18 protein-coding genes and 1 other RNA gene are annotated in these 14,935 nt (G+C 61.2%); 6 read left to right on the plus strand and 13 right to left on the minus strand.

Features of this window, described 5'->3' with window-relative positions:
• Positions 1-25: 25 nt before the first annotated feature.
• Both rnpB and rsmI read right to left on the minus strand, forming a co-directional pair.
• An RNA gene (gene rnpB, locus DN824_RS05435) (RNase P RNA component class A) lies at positions 26-383 on the minus strand.
• Positions 384-441: 58 nt separating this feature from the next.
• Positions 442-1,308, minus strand: a complete 867-nt coding sequence (gene rsmI / locus DN824_RS05440) for a 16S rRNA (cytidine(1402)-2'-O)-methyltransferase (protein ID WP_138407330.1) — start codon at positions 1,306-1,308, stop codon at positions 442-444.
• Positions 1,309-1,423: 115 nt separating this feature from the next.
• Between rsmI and DN824_RS05445 the strand changes: the two genes are divergently transcribed.
• The 4 genes from DN824_RS05445 (at position 1,424) to DN824_RS05460 (ending at position 4,805) form a co-directional block, all read left to right on the plus strand.
• Complete coding sequence (locus tag DN824_RS05445) at positions 1,424-3,199, plus strand: penicillin-binding protein activator (protein ID WP_138407331.1); 1,776 nt, start codon at positions 1,424-1,426, stop codon at positions 3,197-3,199.
• Positions 3,196-3,561 carry a YraN family protein gene (locus DN824_RS05450; RefSeq protein ID WP_138407332.1) on the plus strand — a complete coding sequence of 122 codons (366 nt, stop codon included), beginning with the start codon at positions 3,196-3,198 and terminating at the stop codon, positions 3,559-3,561. The genes DN824_RS05445 and DN824_RS05450 overlap by 4 nt, the downstream gene beginning before the upstream one ends.
• Positions 3,562-3,633: 72 nt before the next feature.
• Complete coding sequence (locus tag DN824_RS05455) at positions 3,634-4,227, plus strand: phosphoheptose isomerase (RefSeq protein WP_138407333.1); 594 nt, start codon at positions 3,634-3,636, stop codon at positions 4,225-4,227.
• Positions 4,224-4,805, plus strand: coding sequence for a BON domain-containing protein (locus tag DN824_RS05460; protein ID WP_138407334.1), 582 nt, complete (start codon positions 4,224-4,226; stop codon positions 4,803-4,805). Before DN824_RS05455 ends, DN824_RS05460 begins: the two co-directional genes overlap by 4 nt.
• Positions 4,806-4,871: 66 nt before the next feature.
• On the opposite strand, the gene DN824_RS05465 is transcribed toward DN824_RS05460, so the two are convergent.
• The 7 genes from DN824_RS05465 to rplM form a co-directional block, all read right to left on the minus strand.
• Positions 4,872-5,279, minus strand: coding sequence for a ClpXP protease specificity-enhancing factor (locus DN824_RS05465; RefSeq protein ID WP_138407335.1), 408 nt, complete (start codon positions 5,277-5,279; stop codon positions 4,872-4,874).
• Positions 5,280-5,296: 17 nt separating this feature from the next.
• Entirely contained in the window at positions 5,297-5,914 is a 618-nt protein-coding gene (locus DN824_RS05470) for a glutathione S-transferase N-terminal domain-containing protein (protein ID WP_138407336.1), read from the minus strand.
• A 160-nt stretch (positions 5,915-6,074) separates the two neighbouring features.
• On the minus strand, positions 6,075-6,857 hold the full coding sequence (locus DN824_RS05475; protein ID WP_138407337.1) for a cytochrome c1: 783 nt from the start codon (positions 6,855-6,857) through the stop codon (positions 6,075-6,077).
• Positions 6,857-8,068, minus strand: a complete 1,212-nt coding sequence (locus tag DN824_RS05480; protein ID WP_138407338.1) for a cytochrome b — start codon at positions 8,066-8,068, stop codon at positions 6,857-6,859. Before DN824_RS05480 ends, DN824_RS05475 begins: the two co-directional genes overlap by 1 nt.
• Positions 8,068-8,661 carry a ubiquinol-cytochrome c reductase iron-sulfur subunit gene (petA, locus tag DN824_RS05485; protein ID WP_138407339.1) on the minus strand — a complete coding sequence of 198 codons (594 nt, stop codon included), beginning with the start codon at positions 8,659-8,661 and terminating at the stop codon, positions 8,068-8,070. The genes DN824_RS05480 and petA overlap by 1 nt, the downstream gene beginning before the upstream one ends.
• A gap of 253 nt (positions 8,662-8,914) precedes the next feature.
• Complete coding sequence (rpsI, locus tag DN824_RS05490; RefSeq protein WP_138407340.1) at positions 8,915-9,307, minus strand: 30S ribosomal protein S9; 393 nt, start codon at positions 9,305-9,307, stop codon at positions 8,915-8,917.
• A gap of 14 nt (positions 9,308-9,321) precedes the next feature.
• Entirely contained in the window at positions 9,322-9,750 is a 429-nt protein-coding gene (gene rplM, locus DN824_RS05495; protein WP_019342644.1) for a 50S ribosomal protein L13, read from the minus strand.
• Positions 9,751-10,097: 347 nt separating this feature from the next.
• On the opposite strand from rplM, the gene DN824_RS05500 reads away from it, so the two are divergent.
• On the plus strand, positions 10,098-11,135 hold the full coding sequence (locus tag DN824_RS05500) for an NADP(H)-dependent aldo-keto reductase (RefSeq protein WP_138407341.1): 1,038 nt from the start codon (positions 10,098-10,100) through the stop codon (positions 11,133-11,135).
• Between the two features lie 112 nt (positions 11,136-11,247).
• A complete protein-coding gene (locus DN824_RS05505; protein ID WP_138407342.1) occupies positions 11,248-11,925 on the plus strand; it encodes an energy-coupling factor ABC transporter permease in 678 nt (225 codons plus the stop codon).
• Here DN824_RS05505 and yacG read toward each other — a convergent pair whose 3' ends face one another.
• The 4 genes from yacG to DN824_RS05525 form a co-directional block, all read right to left on the minus strand.
• Positions 11,926-12,123, minus strand: a complete 198-nt coding sequence (yacG, locus tag DN824_RS05510) for a DNA gyrase inhibitor YacG (protein WP_138407343.1) — start codon at positions 12,121-12,123, stop codon at positions 11,926-11,928.
• Complete coding sequence (coaE, locus tag DN824_RS05515) at positions 12,120-12,728, minus strand: dephospho-CoA kinase (RefSeq protein ID WP_138407344.1); 609 nt, start codon at positions 12,726-12,728, stop codon at positions 12,120-12,122. Before coaE ends, yacG begins: the two co-directional genes overlap by 4 nt.
• A gap of 112 nt (positions 12,729-12,840) precedes the next feature.
• A complete protein-coding gene (locus DN824_RS05520; protein WP_138407345.1) occupies positions 12,841-13,716 on the minus strand; it encodes a prepilin peptidase in 876 nt (291 codons plus the stop codon).
• Complete coding sequence (locus DN824_RS05525; protein WP_138407346.1) at positions 13,717-14,934, minus strand: type II secretion system F family protein; 1,218 nt, start codon at positions 14,932-14,934, stop codon at positions 13,717-13,719. It abuts the gene before it with no gap.
• Position 14,935 lies beyond the last annotated feature (1 nt).

The raw sequence follows: 14,935 nt of genomic DNA on the forward strand, positions 1-14,935 counted from the left end.
TGTAGCGAGCACAAGCGAAAGGAAGGAGGAGAGTCGATCTGTAAGCCGGGTTCTGTCGAGGACAGCCATTCCTCTACGACAGCCATCACTGACTGCCTCTAGCAACCTACCCGGATCCAGCGCGGGCCACGCCAATGGATCCCTATTTGGTCTTGCTCCAAGTGGGGTTTACCTAGCCACGGACTGTTGCCAGCCGTGCGGTGCGCTCTTACCGCACCTTTTCACCCTTACCGGCGCCGAAGCGCTTAGGCGGTTATTTTCTGTGGCACTTTCCGTAGGCTCACGCCCCCCAGGCGTTACCTGGCACTTCGCCCTATGGAGCCCGGACTTTCCTCCCTCCCGCTCTGCAGGCAGAACGGAACAGCGACTGTCCGATCGACTCTCCGCTGACAAGAATACGGGCTAGGCACGGGCAGCCGCAACCTGAAAGCCATCATTCGGCTATGCCTTGCGCTCCAGAGCCGCCTGATACAGCAGGTTCTTGCGCACCCCGGTGATCTCGGCAGCCACCGCAGCGGCGCGCTTGAGCGGCAGCTCGGCCAGCAGCAGATCCAGCACCCGCAAGGCACCGGCATCCAGCGCCTCTTCACTCGCTGGCGCCTGCCATCCGGCAACGACGAGCACACATTCGCCGCGCTGCTGATTGCTGTCCGCCTCGACCCAGCGAACCAGCTCACCCAACGGCAAACCCTGCAGCGTCTCGAACGTCTTGGTCAGCTCGCGCCCGAGCACGGCGGAACGCTCCTCGCCGAACACCTCAGCCATATCCTTCAGACTTTCGAGAAGCCGATGGGGCGCCTCATAGAACAGCAGCGTGCGCGACTCCTGCTTCAAGGACTCGAGCCGCGCCCTGCGCCCGGCCACCTTGGCCGGCAGAAACCCCTCGAATGCGAAGCGGTCGGACGGCAGGCCCGCCGCACTGAGCGCAGCAATCAAGGCGCACGCCCCGGGAACCGGCACCACGCGAATGCCGGCCGCACGCACCTGGCGCACCAGATGAAAGCCGGGATCGGAAATGAGCGGCGTTCCCGCATCGGAAATCAGCGCCACGTCGCCGCCGGCCAGCAACCGATCCAGGAACCGCCCGCCTTCGTCACGCTCGTTGTGATCGTGGCAAGCCGCCAGGGGGGTCGTGATGCCGAAGTGCTGCAGCAGTCGTGACGAGTGCCGCGTGTCCTCGGCAGCAATCAGTGACACTTCCTTCAATACGCGCAGCGCCCTGGCACTGATGTCCTCGAGATTGCCAATCGGCGTGGCGACTACATAGAGCACGCCCGCGGCGGAATTAGCACCAGCTGTCGCAGTCACAGGGCATACCTCGCTAACGGAAACGCGCATTGTAGCCCGTTTCGGGGATGCACCATCGCAGCCCCATAGGGGCTTGGGTACAATCCGTTCACTATTGCTTTCAGGAACCTTTCCCATGACGGCCCGTCTGCGCCCGCTCCTCATCCTCTGCCTCGTTGGCCTGCTGTCGGCCTGTGGCAGCAGCCCGACGTCGACCCTTGGCGAATTGCCCCGCACACCCCAGGCATCCACCCAGCAACTGCTGGAGCAGGCCGCCACCAGCGACGCCGAAAAAGCCGCGCTGCTGCGCCTCACCGCCGCGGACCAGTCCTTCAAGCAGGGCGAACTCGACCGCGCCGCGCAGATCCTCCAGCAGGTTCCGCTGGACGTGCTCAAGCCCGCGCAGCAGATCTTCGCCAGAACGCTGCAGGCCGAACTGGCCCTCGCGAAAGGCGAGCCACAGCAGGCACTGGCGCTGCTGCAACACCCATCGTTCGAGCGACTTTCCGAACTGCCGGTGGACCAGCAGGTTCGCAGCCAGCTCGCCCGCGCCGAAGCCCTTGAGGGCGATGGTCAGCTGCTGGCCGCCGCGCGCGAGCGCGTCTTCATCGCCCCGCTGCTCGGCGGCCAGGCAGCCGAGCAGAACAACGAAGCGATCTGGGAACTGGTCTCCAACCTACCCACCGAACAACTCGGCAGCGCCGAAGAGCCCGACCTGGCTGGATGGCTGTCGCTGGCAGCAGCGCTCAAGCAGGCCGGCACGCTCGGCCAGCAACAGGCGGCCATCGACACCTGGCGCGCCCAGCACCCCGGCCACCCTGCCGCCGAGCGCCTGCCGGAAGCACTGGTAAAACTCAGGGAAATGGCCGACCAGCCACTGACCCACATCGGCCTGCTGCTGCCTACCGATGGCCAGCTGGCCTCGGTAGCACGCGCCTTGCGAGACGGATTCCTCGCCGCGCACCTGCAGGACCGCCAGATGGGAAACACCTCGCCGAAGATCGAACTGTACGATCCGGCCCGCTTCCGCTCCTTGGATGACTTTTATCAGCAGGCCCAGGCCGATGGCGTCCAGCTGGTCGTCGGCCCGCTGGAAAAGGAGCAGGTCCGCCAGCTCGCCGAGCGCGAGCAGCTGCCAATCATCACCCTCGCACTCAACTACAGCGATGCCGGGCAAAAGACGCCGCCGCAACTGTTCCAGTTCGGCCTCGCCGCCGAGGACGAAGCGCGCGAAGTGGCTCGCCGGGCATGGGCCGACGGCCACCGTAGCGCCATCGCCCTGACGCCTCGGGGCGAATGGGGCTCACGCGTGCTGGAGGCCTTCCGCCAGACCTGGCTGGACCAGGGCGGCACCCTGCTTGCCGCAGAGCCACTGGCTGAGCCGGTCGAGCTGGCCAAGCAGATCGCCGACCTGTTCCAGGTTCGCTCCAGCGGCCCCAATGCCGAGCCAACGCGGCGCCAGGACGTCGATTTCGTGTTCCTGGCCGCAACGCCGCAACAGGCGCAGCAGGTCAAGCCGACGCTGATCTTCCAGTACGCCGGTGACGTGCCGGTCTATGCGACCTCTCACCTGCACGCCGCCACCAACAACCGCACCCAGTATCTGGACCTTGACGGCATCCGCTTCGCCGAGACCCCCTGGCTGCTCGACCCCAACATCCCACTGCGCCAACAGGCCGAACAGCAGTGGCCGCAGGCCGGTGGCAGCCTGGGCAGGCTGTACGCGATGGGTGCCGACGCCTATCTTCTCGCACCGCGCCTGAGCCAGCTGGCGGCCCTGCCGGGAATGCGCCTCGAAGGGCTCTCGGGCATCCTCAGCCTGACGCCCGACCAGCGCGTCGAGCGCGAGCTGCCATGGGCCGAGTTCCGCGACGGCCAGGTGCAGCGCCTTCCCGACAGCCTGACGCCATGAGCGAGGACCGCCAGAGCAGCGGTCGAGCGGCCGAAGCCCTGGCGCTGGCGCACCTGAAGCGGCACGGCCTGCGCCTGGTGACGCAGAATTGGCTCTGCCGCAGCGGTGAGCTCGATCTGGTCATGCTCGATGGCGATACAGTAGTATTCGTCGAAGTTCGCTACAGGCGCCACGGCGCCTGGGGCGGCGCCCTGGAAAGCGTCGACGCGCGCAAGCAGCAGAAGCTCATCAAGGCAGCCCAGCTGTTTCTGCAGAAGGAAACGCGCTGGGCCAAACACCCTTGCCGCTTCGACGTCGTCGCCCTCAGCGCCACCGCGCAGCCCAGCGAGCCGAACTGGATTCGCAACGCCTTTGACAGCTGAAGCCAGGGCCAGTCGCTCCGCTCACCGGCGTCAAGCCAGTTCCGCACGCCACACGAAGGTCAGAATTACCGAATGGATATGCAATCCCGTATTCGCCAGTTGTTCCAAGCCAGCATCGAGACCAAGCAGCAGGCCATGGACGTCCTGGCCCCGAGCATCGAGCAGGCTGGCCAGGCGATGGTCAACACGCTGCTCAACGAAGGCAAGATATTGAGCTGCGGCAACGGCGGCTCGGCGGGCGATGCCCAGCACTTCTCCTCCGAGCTTCTCAATCGTTTCGAGCGGGAGCGGCCCAGCCTGCCGGCGATCGCCCTGACCACCGACAGCTCGACCCTGACCTCGATCGCGAACGATTACAGCTATAACGAAGTCTTTTCGAAGCAGATCCGCGCTTTGGGTCAGGCCGGCGATGTCCTCCTGGCGATTTCCACCAGTGGCAACTCGGCCAACATCATCCAGGCGATCCAGGCCGCGCACGATCGCGAGATGCTGGTGGTCGCCCTGACCGGCCGCGACGGCGGCGGCATGGCGTCCCTGCTCTTGCCAGAAGACGTGGAAATCCGGGTTCCGGCCAAAATTACCGCACGTATTCAGGAGGTCCACCTCCTGGCGATCCACTGCCTGTGCGACCTGATCGACAATCAACTGTTCGGGAGTGAAGAATGAACCGGCAAACCCTGGGCGCCGCGGCGCTCGCCCTCTGCCTCGCCGCCACCGGCGGATGCAGTTCGGTATTGAACGCGACGCGCGACGACCCCATATCGGACAACCGTGGCACGCGCACCATCGGCAGCAAGATCGACGATTCACTGATCGAGACCAAGGCCTCGGTGAACATCGCCAAGGCCCATGTCGACCTGGACAAGAACTCGCATATCGTCGTTGCGAGCTACAACGGCGTGGTGCTGCTGGCAGGGCAAACGCCCCGCGAAGAACTCAAGCAGATGGCCGAACAGGCGGCCAGCCAGGTGCAGCGCGTCAAGCGCGTGCACAACGAGCTGCAGATCCTCCAGCCCTCGTCGGCGCTGGCGCGCAGTAACGACACCTGGCTGACCAGCAAGATCAAGGCACAGATGCTGACCGACAGCTCGGTGCCCGGCTCGCGCATCAAGGTCATCACCGAAAACGGAATCGTCTACCTGCTGGGACTGGTCACCCGCCAGGAAGGCACGCGGGCCACGAATCTGGTGCAGGGCGTGTCCGGCGTTCAACGCATCGTCAAGCTGTTCGAATACATCGACTGACCCAGCGCTCCACGCAAGGCAAAAAAAAGCGGCGACCTCCAGGTCGCCGCTTTTTGTTCGCAAGGCCTACTTGACCACCTTGAGACTCGGGCGCCCACCCGGGCCGGGGCGCGGGCCACCCGCTGAGGAAGAAGAGTCCTCAGGTGCACCATCATCAGGGGGCGTGGGCTCGACCTCGAATACCATGCCCTGGCCGTTTTCTCGCGCGTAGATCGCCATCACGGCTGCCGACGGGATATAGAGGCTATGGGGAACCCCACCGAAACGCCCTTCGAAACTGACAGCGTCGTTATCCATCTGCATCTGGCGCACCGCACTGGGCGATACGTTCAGAACGATCTGCCCGTCGCTGGCGAAACCGGCCGGCACCCGCACGCCAGGATGCTCCGCATTGACCAGCAGGTGTGGCGTGCAATCGTTGTCGACGATCCACTCGTACAGCGCGCGAACCAGATAAGGACGACTTGAATTCATGGGGGCTGCCTCTTCTCTTAGCGCATTCGGCGCTCGACGTCGGAAAGACTGACCTGGAAGGCCTCGCGAACGAAATTACGCTCCATGTAATCGAGCAGCGGCTTGGCTGCTCGCGGTAGCTCGATACCCAGACTGGGCAAACGCCACAGGATTGGCAACAGGCAGCAGTCCACCAGGCTGAGCTCTTCACTGAGGAAATAAGGCTTGTCCGCAAACACTGGCGACACACCGGTCAGGCTTTCACGAAGCTCCTTGCGTGCCTGCACCTTGGCCGCCTCGGCGACACGTCGCTCGCCGATCTGATCGACCAGCCGACACCAGTCACGCTGGATGCGGTGAACCAGCAGGCGCGTATTGGCCCGCGCAACCGGGTAAACGGGCAGCAAGGCGGGATGCGGATAACGCTCTTCGAGGTACTCCATGATCACGGTGGACTCATAGAGCGCCAGATCGCGATCGACGAAAGTCGGAACGCTGGCGTAGGGATTGACCTCGGCGAGTTGCGGCGGGCAACGCTGCGGGTCGACGTCGATGATCTGGGCGTCGACACCCTTTTCCGCAAGAACCAGGCGCACCCGATGGGAGTAGTGATCGGCGGGATCGGAGTAACAGGCCAGCTTGTTGTTCATGGCCATAGGGTCCTTCCTCGCGTATGAATGCAATTCGTTGGGTGGCGAAAGCCAAACCACGAGTGTCGTAGCGTGCCCCGCGCGACGGCGCCGATGGCGGCGCCTTCACGGAGCAGAAAAAACACGCGCGCCCATCAGGCGCGCGCGGTGCAACAGGTGCTGCGGCTTAGTGGACGTCTTTCCAGTACTCACGCTTGAGCAGGTAGGCGAACACGAAGAAGACCGCCAGGAACAGCAGCACGTACGTGCCGATGCGCTGGCTCTGCAGCTTGACCGGATTGGCGGAGTACGCCAGGAAGGTCACCAGGTTCTTCACCGTCTCGTCGTACTCGGCCTCGGTCTGGCTACCGGTGCCCGGCATGACGGTCAGCTGGTCACAGGCTTCGTGAGTGATGGGCGTACCGGTCAGCGGGTCGAACTGACGACGGCCGCTCTCGACCACCTGAACCTGCTTGCAGCCCACCACCTGACGACCTTGCAGCGGCGCCAATACGTGCGGCATGCCGACGTTCGGGAAGACACGGTTGTTCACGCCATACGGACGGGTCGGATCTTCGTAAAACGCTCGCAGATAGGAGTACAGCCAGTCGTTACCACGGACACGTGCAACCAGCGTCAGGTCCGGAGGCGCGGCACCGAACCAGTTCTTGGCATCGTCCGGACGCATGCCGATCTGCATATGATCGCCAAACTTGGCGTCATTGAAGACCACGTTCTCCATCATGACTTCCTCGGGAATGCCGAGGTCGGTCGCGACGCGCTCGTATCGCTGGTACTGCGCGCTGTGGCAACCCATGCAGTAGTTGGCGAACGTGCGCAGACCATCCTGCAGTGCGGCCTTGTCGGTCAGATCGATATCGACCTTGTCCAGCTCGACGCCATGGCCACCGGCAGCGAAGGTGAAGGCCGGCATCAGCGCGAGAATCAATGCAGCTATTTGCTTTTTCATCAGCCATCCACCCTATCCGGTACTACTTTGGTCTTCTCGAGCTTGGTGTAGAACGGCATCAGGAGGAAGTACGCGAAGTAAAGGAACGTACACACCTGGGACAGCAGCGTCCGCCCCGGAGTAGGAGACAGAACGCCCAGGACGCCGAGAATTACGAAGGATACGCAGAACACCACCAGCCAGATCTTGCTCATCCAACCCTTGTAGCGCATCGACTTGACGGGGCTGCGGTCGAGCCAGGGCAGCACGAACAGCACGGCAATGGCGGCGCCCATCGCAACGACACCCAGCAGCTTGTCGGGCACCGCACGAAGGATGGCGTAGAAGGGTGTGAAGTACCAGACAGGCGCGATGTGCTCAGGCGTCTTGAAGGCGTTGGCAGCTTCGAAGTTCGGCTTCTCGAGGAAGTACCCTCCCATTTCCGGGAAGAAGAACACCACGGCGCAGAAGATGAACAGGAAGACCACGACACCGACGATGTCCTTCACCGTGTAGTACGGGTGGAACGGAATGCCGTCGAGCGGAACGCCGGCTTCGTCCTTGGACTTCTTGATGTCGACGCCCATCGGGTTGTTCGAGCCGACCTCATGGAGCGCCAGAATGTGCAGCACGACCAGACCGAGAATGACGATCGGCAAGGCGATCACATGAAGCGCGAAGAAGCGGTTCAGGGTGATGCCCGAGATCAGGTAGTCACCACGGATCCACTGGGTCAGATCGTCGCCTATCACCGGGATGGCGCCGAACAGAGAGATGATCACCTGGGCACCCCAGTAGGACATCTGCCCCCACGGCAGCAGATAACCCATGAAGGCTTCGGCCATCAGCGCCAGATAGATCAGCATGCCGAAGATCCATACCAGCTCCCGGGGCTTCTGGTAGGAGCCGTAGAGGATGCCGCGGAACATGTGCAGGTAAACGACGACGAAGAACGCCGAAGCGCCAGTCGAATGCAGGTAACGGATGATCCAGCCGTACTCGACATCACGCATGATGTATTCGACGGAGGCGAAGGCACCTTCAGCCGACGGCTCGAAGCTCATCGTCAACCAGATACCGGTCAGGATCTGGTTGACCAGAACCAGCAGCGCCAGGGACCCGAAGAAGTAAAGAACGTTGAAGTTCTTGGGCGCGTAATACTTGCTCAGATGGTCTTCCCACATCTTGGTCGCGGGGAAGCGCGCATCGACCCATTCCATGAACTTGCTCATCAGGCGTTCTCCTGGTCCACGCCGATGATGAGCACATCATCCGTCTCGTACGAGTGCGGAGGCACCGGCAGGTTCAAGGGCGCTGGCTGCGCTTTGTAAACGCGGCCGGCCATGTCGTATTTGGAGCCGTGGCACGGGCAGAAATAGCCGCCTTGCCAGTTCGCACCGAGATCCGCGGGACCGACTTCCGGGCGAAAGGACGGCGAGCAGCCGAGGTGCGTACACAGCCCCACCAACACCAGTAGTTCGGGCTTGATGGAGCGTGTCTTCGGATCGACATACTCTGGCTGAACCGACTCCTCGGACTGAGGATCGGCCACTTCCGCTTCGACCTTGTCCAGTCCGCTCAGCACCTCGTCGGTCCGGCGCACGATAAATACCGGCTGCCCCCGCCATTCGGCCACCAATTGCTGGCCCGGCTGGATCTTGCCGATATTCACCCTAACCGGCGCACCGGCCGCCTTGGCCTTGGCACTCGGGAACCATGACCCCACGAACGGGACCGCGGCACCCACCGCTCCTGCCGCACCCACCACCGAGGTGGCGGCAACCAGGAAGCGACGCCGGCCAGCATTCACGCCGTCATTGCTCATTCAGTCCTCTCCCATCAGCTTCTTATGGCCTGCTTGGAAGCAGGCGTCTACTACGTAAAATCGGGCCGCGAAAAATTCGCCAAATGGTAAAGAAAACCCCCTCCTCTGACAAGGTAATAGCCCGACACAAAGAACCTGTAAGCCTTTATAAATAAGACATTGAGCGCGCGACATGCTGTCGCATCAATGAATCGAAGGGCAAAAAAAAACGCCCCGATTCGAATGAACCAGGGCGCTTTCTTCGCAAGCGGGATTAACGCTTGGAGTACTGAGGACGCTTACGCGCCTTACGCAGACCAACTTTCTTACGCTCGACTTCGCGCGCATCGCGAGTCACGAAGCCGGCCTTGCGCAGCGGGCTACGCAGAGTCTCGTCGTATTCGATCAGTGCACGGCTGATACCGTGACGGATCGCACCAGCCTGACCGCTGACACCACCACCCAGGACGGTGACATACACATCGAACTTCTCGACGGTAGAAGTCAGCTCGAGCGGCTGACGAACAACCATGCGAGCAGTTTCACGACCGAAGAAGTTGTCCAGTGCGCGGTTGTTGATGGAAATCTTGCCAGTACCCGGACGCAGGAATACGCGTGCGGTTGCAGTCTTGCGACGGCCAGTGCCGTAGTTTTGAGTCGCCGACATAATGAACTATTCCGTTAAATCTTCAGTTCTTGGGGCTGCTGAGCGGTGTGAGGATGGTTCGCACCCTTGTATACCTTCAGCTTGCGGTACATGTCGCGACCCAGCGGATTCTTCGGCAGCATGCCCTTGACCGCGGTCTCGATCACACGTTCAGGCGCCTTGGCGATCAGCTTTTCGAAGTTGATCGACTTGATGCCACCCGGGAAACCGGAGTGAGAGTAGTACATCTTGTCGGTAGTCTTTGCACCGGTCACACGCACTTGCTCAGCGTTGATTACAACGATGTAGTCGCCAGTATCAACGTGAGGAGTGTATTCCGCCTTGTGCTTGCCACGCAGACGGCTGGCAATTTCGGTAGCCAGACGACCCAGGGTCTGACCAGCAGCGTCGACGACAAACCAGTCGCGCTTGACGGTTTCCGGTTTAGCAGTAAAAGTCTTCATTCGTTATAGCCTCAGGGGCCGCCCTGAAAATAAGACGGCGAATCTTACTGAATAGTGCTCGCCCTGACAAGCAGGGCAGCCGGAAACAGACGCTATCGGGGGCTCGGGTCAGCGCGTCCGCTACGGCGGAGGTTCGGTAGGCTAGGCATCCCCTACCTTCATGTCGCCAGGCTAGGCATCCCCGGCGATAAGCTGCGCAATTATCCGGATAACGAGAAGAATAGCAACCGCTTTCAGTACCCCTATCCATGTGAATCGTCGTCACGACACGCCCCGCGCTTCCAATAGACCTGCCCCTGACGTTCAATGGCGCAACCTCTAATCGCCATCGCCATAAAGGAGCCACCATGGAATTGCGAAAACTCGGCCGCTCGAACCTGGACGTCAGCTCCCTGTGCCTGGGCACCATGACCTGGGGCGAGCAGAACAGCGAGGCCGAGGCCTTCGCCCAGATCGACCGCGCCAGAGCTGCCGGCATCAACTTCATCGACACCGCCGAGATGTATCCGGTACCACCGAAGAAGGAAACCTACACCGCCACCGAACTCATCATCGGCAGCTATTTCAAGAGCCGCGGCAACCGCGCCGACTGGATACTCGCCAGCAAGATCGCAGGCCCGGGAAACGGGATCGACTACATCCGCGGCGGGAACCCGAAAATGAACCGTCAGCACATCGCTGCCGCGGTTGATGCCAGCCTTAAGCGCCTGCAAACCGATTGGATAGACCTGTACCAGCTGCACTGGCCGGAACGCAGCACCAACTTCTTCGGACAACTCGGCTACCGCCACAAGGAACAGGACTTCACCCCCCTGCAGGAAACGCTCGAAGCCCTGGACGAACAGGTGAAGGCCGGCAAGATCCGCCACATCGGCCTGTCCAACGAAACGCCCTGGGGGACCATGACCTACCTGGCACTGGCCGAAGCCCGGCAATTGCCCCGTGCCGTCTCGATCCAGAATCCCTACAACCTGCTCAACCGCACCTTCGAAGTAGGATTGGCCGAAGTCGCCATTCGCGAGCAGTGCGGCCTGCTCGCCTACTCGCCACTGGCCTTCGGCATGCTGTCGGGCAAGTACGAAGCCGGCGCCCGCCCCGCCGGCGCCCGACTGAGTCTGTTCAGCCGATTCAGCCGCTACACCAACCCGCAATCGGAGACCGCATGCTCGCGCTACGTCGCGCTCGCCAGGCAGCACGGACTCGACCCGGCGCAGATGGCGCTGGCGTTCGTCACCCAACAACCTTTCGTAACCAGCAACATCATCGGCGCAACCACCCTCGAGCAACTGGAGAGCAACCTGGCCAGCGCCGAGATCACGCTATCGGATGAACTGATCGCGGCGATCAACGCCATCCACACCAGCCAGCCCAACCCGGCGCCCTGAGCGCCCCTGCACAGCACCCTCGCAACCACCTGACGACCTTCGTGTCGTAACTGCAGGTGGTTGCAGCGCCTGGATTACCGCTCGCAGCCTGGACACATCATCGAGCGCGCACATGATTTCCGCTGAACTGCTTTCGGACTCGACCCTGCTCACCGGCTGGGTGATCTACTGCCTGGCGCTTTGCTGGGCCGTGATCCGAGCGCCCTGGGTAGAGCTGTTCAGCGATACGCGCCGGCAACACCTGCTGTTCGGCTCGGTGCTCGCGATATTCCTGCTATGGCTGGTACGCCGGGATTTCGAGTCGGGCCTGTCGTTCCATTTCATCGGCCTGACGGCAGTGACCCTGCTGCTCGACTGGCCACTGGCGATTCTTGCCGCTTTTCTGGCCCAGCTTGGGCTCATGGCACTGGGTCACCAGGACGCGAGCGCGATTGGAATGAACGGGATTCTGCTGATCCTGATACCGGTCGCCGTCACGGAAACCTGCGCCCTGCTGGTGGAGCGCCGGCAGCCGAAGAACCTCTTCGTCTATATCTTTTTTTCCGGCTTTTTTCCGGCCGCCCTCGCCGCGCTGTTCTGCATACTGGCCTCGCTGGGCGTGCTGCTCGTGGACGGCCGCTATCCCATGCCGCCCTGGCTCGACGACTTTGCCGGTTACATCTGGCTGGTGATGTTCCCGGAAGCCTTCATAAACGGCACCGCGGTCACGGCGCTGGTAGTGTTCTATCCGGACTGGCTGGAAACCTTCAACCGCAGCCGCTACCTGCAGGCACCCTGGAAAAATCCCTGATCAGTGGCGCCGCGGCGGCAGGTCCTCGGAAAACAACTCATCCGCCAGCTGATCCCCCGGTATGGCATGCGCCTCGGACGCCCAGGCGCCCAGATCGATCAGCTTGCAGCGCTCCGAACAAAACGGACGCTGCGGGCTTTGCGGGCCCCATTCGACCGGCGCCCCACAGGTTGGGCATTCGACCACTGTTGCGCTCACGGCTGACCTCCCCTTAGCGTCAGATAGAAGGAATGCAGGCGCTCGACCTCTGCGTTGAGCCAGGCCAGATCCCGGTCATTGACCAGCACATCGTCGGCGTGACGCAAGCGCTCGGTCCGCGACGCCTGCACCTCGAGAATCGCACGCGCCTGCGCTTCACTGACACCGTCACGCTGCATGGTGCGCTCAAGCTGCACCGCTTCGGGCACGTCGATCACCAGGATGCGCTGTGAAAGCCGGTGCTGCCCGGACTCCACCAGCAAGGGTGAAACCAGGATGGCATAGGGCGACCGGGCCTGCGACAGATGACGGGAAATCTCCTCGCCGATGAGGGGATGAAGCAGCGCTTCGAGCCATTTGCGCTCCTCGGCATTCTGGAACACCAGCCCCCTCAGCGCAGCGCGATCCAGCGCACCATCGGATCGCAATATCTGCTCACCGAAATGCTCGACGATCCGCTCCAACGCCGGCCGACCAGGTTCGACCACCCAGCGCGCAGCATGATCGGCATCCACCAGATGGACACCCAGGGCGGCAAAGCGCTCGGCCGCCGCGCTCTTACCGCTACCAATGCCGCCGGTCAGTCCAAGAATCCAGGGTTTCATCCAGTTCGCGCGCCCACAAAAAAGGACGCGCAGTAGTAACGCCTTCGGGTTCGGCGCGCAAGCCGCGCTGGACGAAATTGACAGGCCGATCAGCTCGGCCTGAAGAAGGGCTTCAGTTTCCGAAGCCAGCGAATTGCAGATAATTCGCCGTGATGACATCACCCCAGAGCAAGGCGATCCAGCCAGCGATAGCAAGATAGGGCCCGAAAGGAATTGGCGTACCCCTGCCGGCCCGCTGAAGACGCAGCACGATACTGCCCAGCACGGCTCCGACTAGCGACGACAACAGGATGGTCAGCGGCAACACCTGCCAGCCACCCCATGCCCCAAGCATGGCGAGCAGCTTGAAGTCGCCATACCCCATGCCTTCCTTGCCGGTTGCCAGCTTGAACAGCCAATAAACCGACCAGAGCGCCAGGTAGCCTGCAACGGCACCCCAGACAGCATCCTCGAGGGAAACGAACAGTCCGCCAACATTGACGAGAAGGCCCAGCCAAAGCAGCGGCAGGACCAGATCATCTGGCAGCAGCTGGTGATCTACATCGATCAGGCTCATCGCGAGCAGGCCCCAGGTCAACAGCAACATCGCACCGGCCTGCCAGCCGAAGCCGAAATGCCAGGCGACATACCCCGAAAGCAACCCACAGGCCAGCTCGACCAGCGGATAGCGCCTGCTGATCGGCGCCTTGCAGCTGGAGCACTTGCCCTTGAGGGCCAACCAGCTGACCAGCGGAATGTTTTCCCAGGAGCGAATCTGGTGATTGCAATGCGGGCAGCGCGAGCGCGGAACGACGAGATTGAAGCGCGCACCTTGCGGCTCGGCAGGCAACTCCAGCACCTCCCGGGCCTGCCGCTGCCAATCGCGCTGCATCATCAGTGGCAGACGGTGGATGACCACGTTCAGAAAGCTGCCAATCAGCAGACCCAGTACGGCAGCGCAGAAAACAAAGGCCAGCACGTGGCTGGCCAGAAGCTCGAAGGCGGACATTTACACTACGGCGCCCAACTGGAAGATGGGTAGATACATCGCAACGATCAAGCCGCCCACTAGCACACCGAGCACCGCCATGATCATCGGTTCCATCAGAGCCGTGAGACCGTCAACCATGTTATCCACCTCATCCTCGTAAAAGGTCGCGACCTTGCCCAGCATTTCGTCCAGCGCCCCGGACTCTTCGCCGATTGCAGTCATCTGAATAGCCATACTGGGAAAAGTACCGGTGGTGCGCATAGAGAAGTTAAGTTGCATACCAGTAGAAACATCGGCTTTTACTTTCATAGTTGCATTGCGGAAGACCACGTTCCCTGTGGCACCAGCGACCGAATCCAGTGCATCCACCAGCGGCACACCCGCTGAAAAAGTCGTCGACAAGGTTCGCGCAAATCGCGCAATCGCTGACTTATATATAATCTCCCCTACTATTGGCAACTTTAGAATAAATCTATCCATCCAGTTGCGAAATTTTTCGGACCGCTTATGCGCCTCTTTAAACACGAACCCGAAAGCTAACGCCCCGCCAACCACCAACCACCACCATGACTGAAGCGCTTCGGAAAGACCAATGACCATCATAGTAAACGCTGGCAACTCGGCACCAAAATTCGCGAAAACTTCCTGAAACTGCGGAACCACTTTAATTAGCAGAATAGCGGAAACGATAAGAGCGACCAATATCACCGCAACGGGATAGTTCATCGCCTTTTTAATCTTTGCTTTCAATGCCTCGGTTTTTTCTTTATATGTAGCAACACGATCTAACAAAGTTTCTAGTGCACCAGACTGCTCACCAGAGTCAACCAGATTGCAATAGAGGTCGTCAAAATATTGCGGCTTTTTTCGTAGCGAAGCAGCAAAACTATTACCCGCAGCAACCTCTTGCTTTAGATCATCCACGAGCTTGCGCATATTCGGATTCTCGAAGCCCTCAGCAATAATATCGAAGGACTGCAGCAGCGGTACGCCTGCCTTCATCATGGTCGCCATCTGCCGTGTAAACAGGGCGATGTCCATCGGCTTGATTTTCTTACCAGCACTGAACAGCGACACGCTCTTCTTGCGTACCTTCTGCGGATTAATGCCCTGCTTGCGCAGCTGCGCTTTGACCAGGGCCGGATTGACGCCACTAAGCTCTCCCTTGAGCTTCGCCCCTTTGCGGTCAGTGCCTTCCCAGACAAAAACGCTGTTCTTTATCGCTTTCTGCGCCATG

This window comes from Stutzerimonas nosocomialis (assembly GCF_005876855.1).
In the GTDB taxonomy this organism is placed as follows: Bacteria; Pseudomonadota; Gammaproteobacteria; order Pseudomonadales; family Pseudomonadaceae; genus Stutzerimonas; species Stutzerimonas nosocomialis.

Coding starts and splice junctions, on each gene's coding strand:
- coaE (WP_138407344.1), bottom strand. CDS start 12,728: ATGAAACCCTGGATTCTTGGACTGACCGGCGGCATTGGTAGCGGTAAG.
- DN824_RS05480 (WP_138407338.1), bottom strand. CDS start 8,068: ATGAGCAAGTTCATGGAATGGGTCGATGCGCGCTTCCCCGCGACCAAG.
- DN824_RS05465 (WP_138407335.1), bottom strand. CDS start 5,279: ATGAATTCAAGTCGTCCTTATCTGGTTCGCGCGCTGTACGAGTGGATC.
- DN824_RS05525 (WP_138407346.1), bottom strand. CDS start 14,934: ATGGCGCAGAAAGCGATAAAGAACAGCGTTTTTGTCTGGGAAGGCACT.
- DN824_RS05520 (WP_138407345.1), bottom strand. CDS start 13,716: ATGTCCGCCTTCGAGCTTCTGGCCAGCCACGTGCTGGCCTTTGTTTTC.
- DN824_RS05450 (WP_138407332.1), top strand. CDS start 3,196: ATGAGCGAGGACCGCCAGAGCAGCGGTCGAGCGGCCGAAGCCCTGGCG.
- petA (WP_138407339.1), bottom strand. CDS start 8,661: ATGAGCAATGACGGCGTGAATGCTGGCCGGCGTCGCTTCCTGGTTGCC.
- DN824_RS05505 (WP_138407342.1), top strand. CDS start 11,248: ATGATTTCCGCTGAACTGCTTTCGGACTCGACCCTGCTCACCGGCTGG.
- rplM (WP_019342644.1), bottom strand. CDS start 9,750: ATGAAGACTTTTACTGCTAAACCGGAAACCGTCAAGCGCGACTGGTTT.
- DN824_RS05445 (WP_138407331.1), top strand. CDS start 1,424: ATGACGGCCCGTCTGCGCCCGCTCCTCATCCTCTGCCTCGTTGGCCTG.
- DN824_RS05500 (WP_138407341.1), top strand. CDS start 10,098: ATGGAATTGCGAAAACTCGGCCGCTCGAACCTGGACGTCAGCTCCCTG.
- DN824_RS05475 (WP_138407337.1), bottom strand. CDS start 6,857: ATGAAAAAGCAAATAGCTGCATTGATTCTCGCGCTGATGCCGGCCTTC.
- rpsI (WP_138407340.1), bottom strand. CDS start 9,307: ATGTCGGCGACTCAAAACTACGGCACTGGCCGTCGCAAGACTGCAACC.
- DN824_RS05460 (WP_138407334.1), top strand. CDS start 4,224: ATGAACCGGCAAACCCTGGGCGCCGCGGCGCTCGCCCTCTGCCTCGCC.
- DN824_RS05455 (WP_138407333.1), top strand. CDS start 3,634: ATGGATATGCAATCCCGTATTCGCCAGTTGTTCCAAGCCAGCATCGAG.
- DN824_RS05470 (WP_138407336.1), bottom strand. CDS start 5,914: ATGGCCATGAACAACAAGCTGGCCTGTTACTCCGATCCCGCCGATCAC.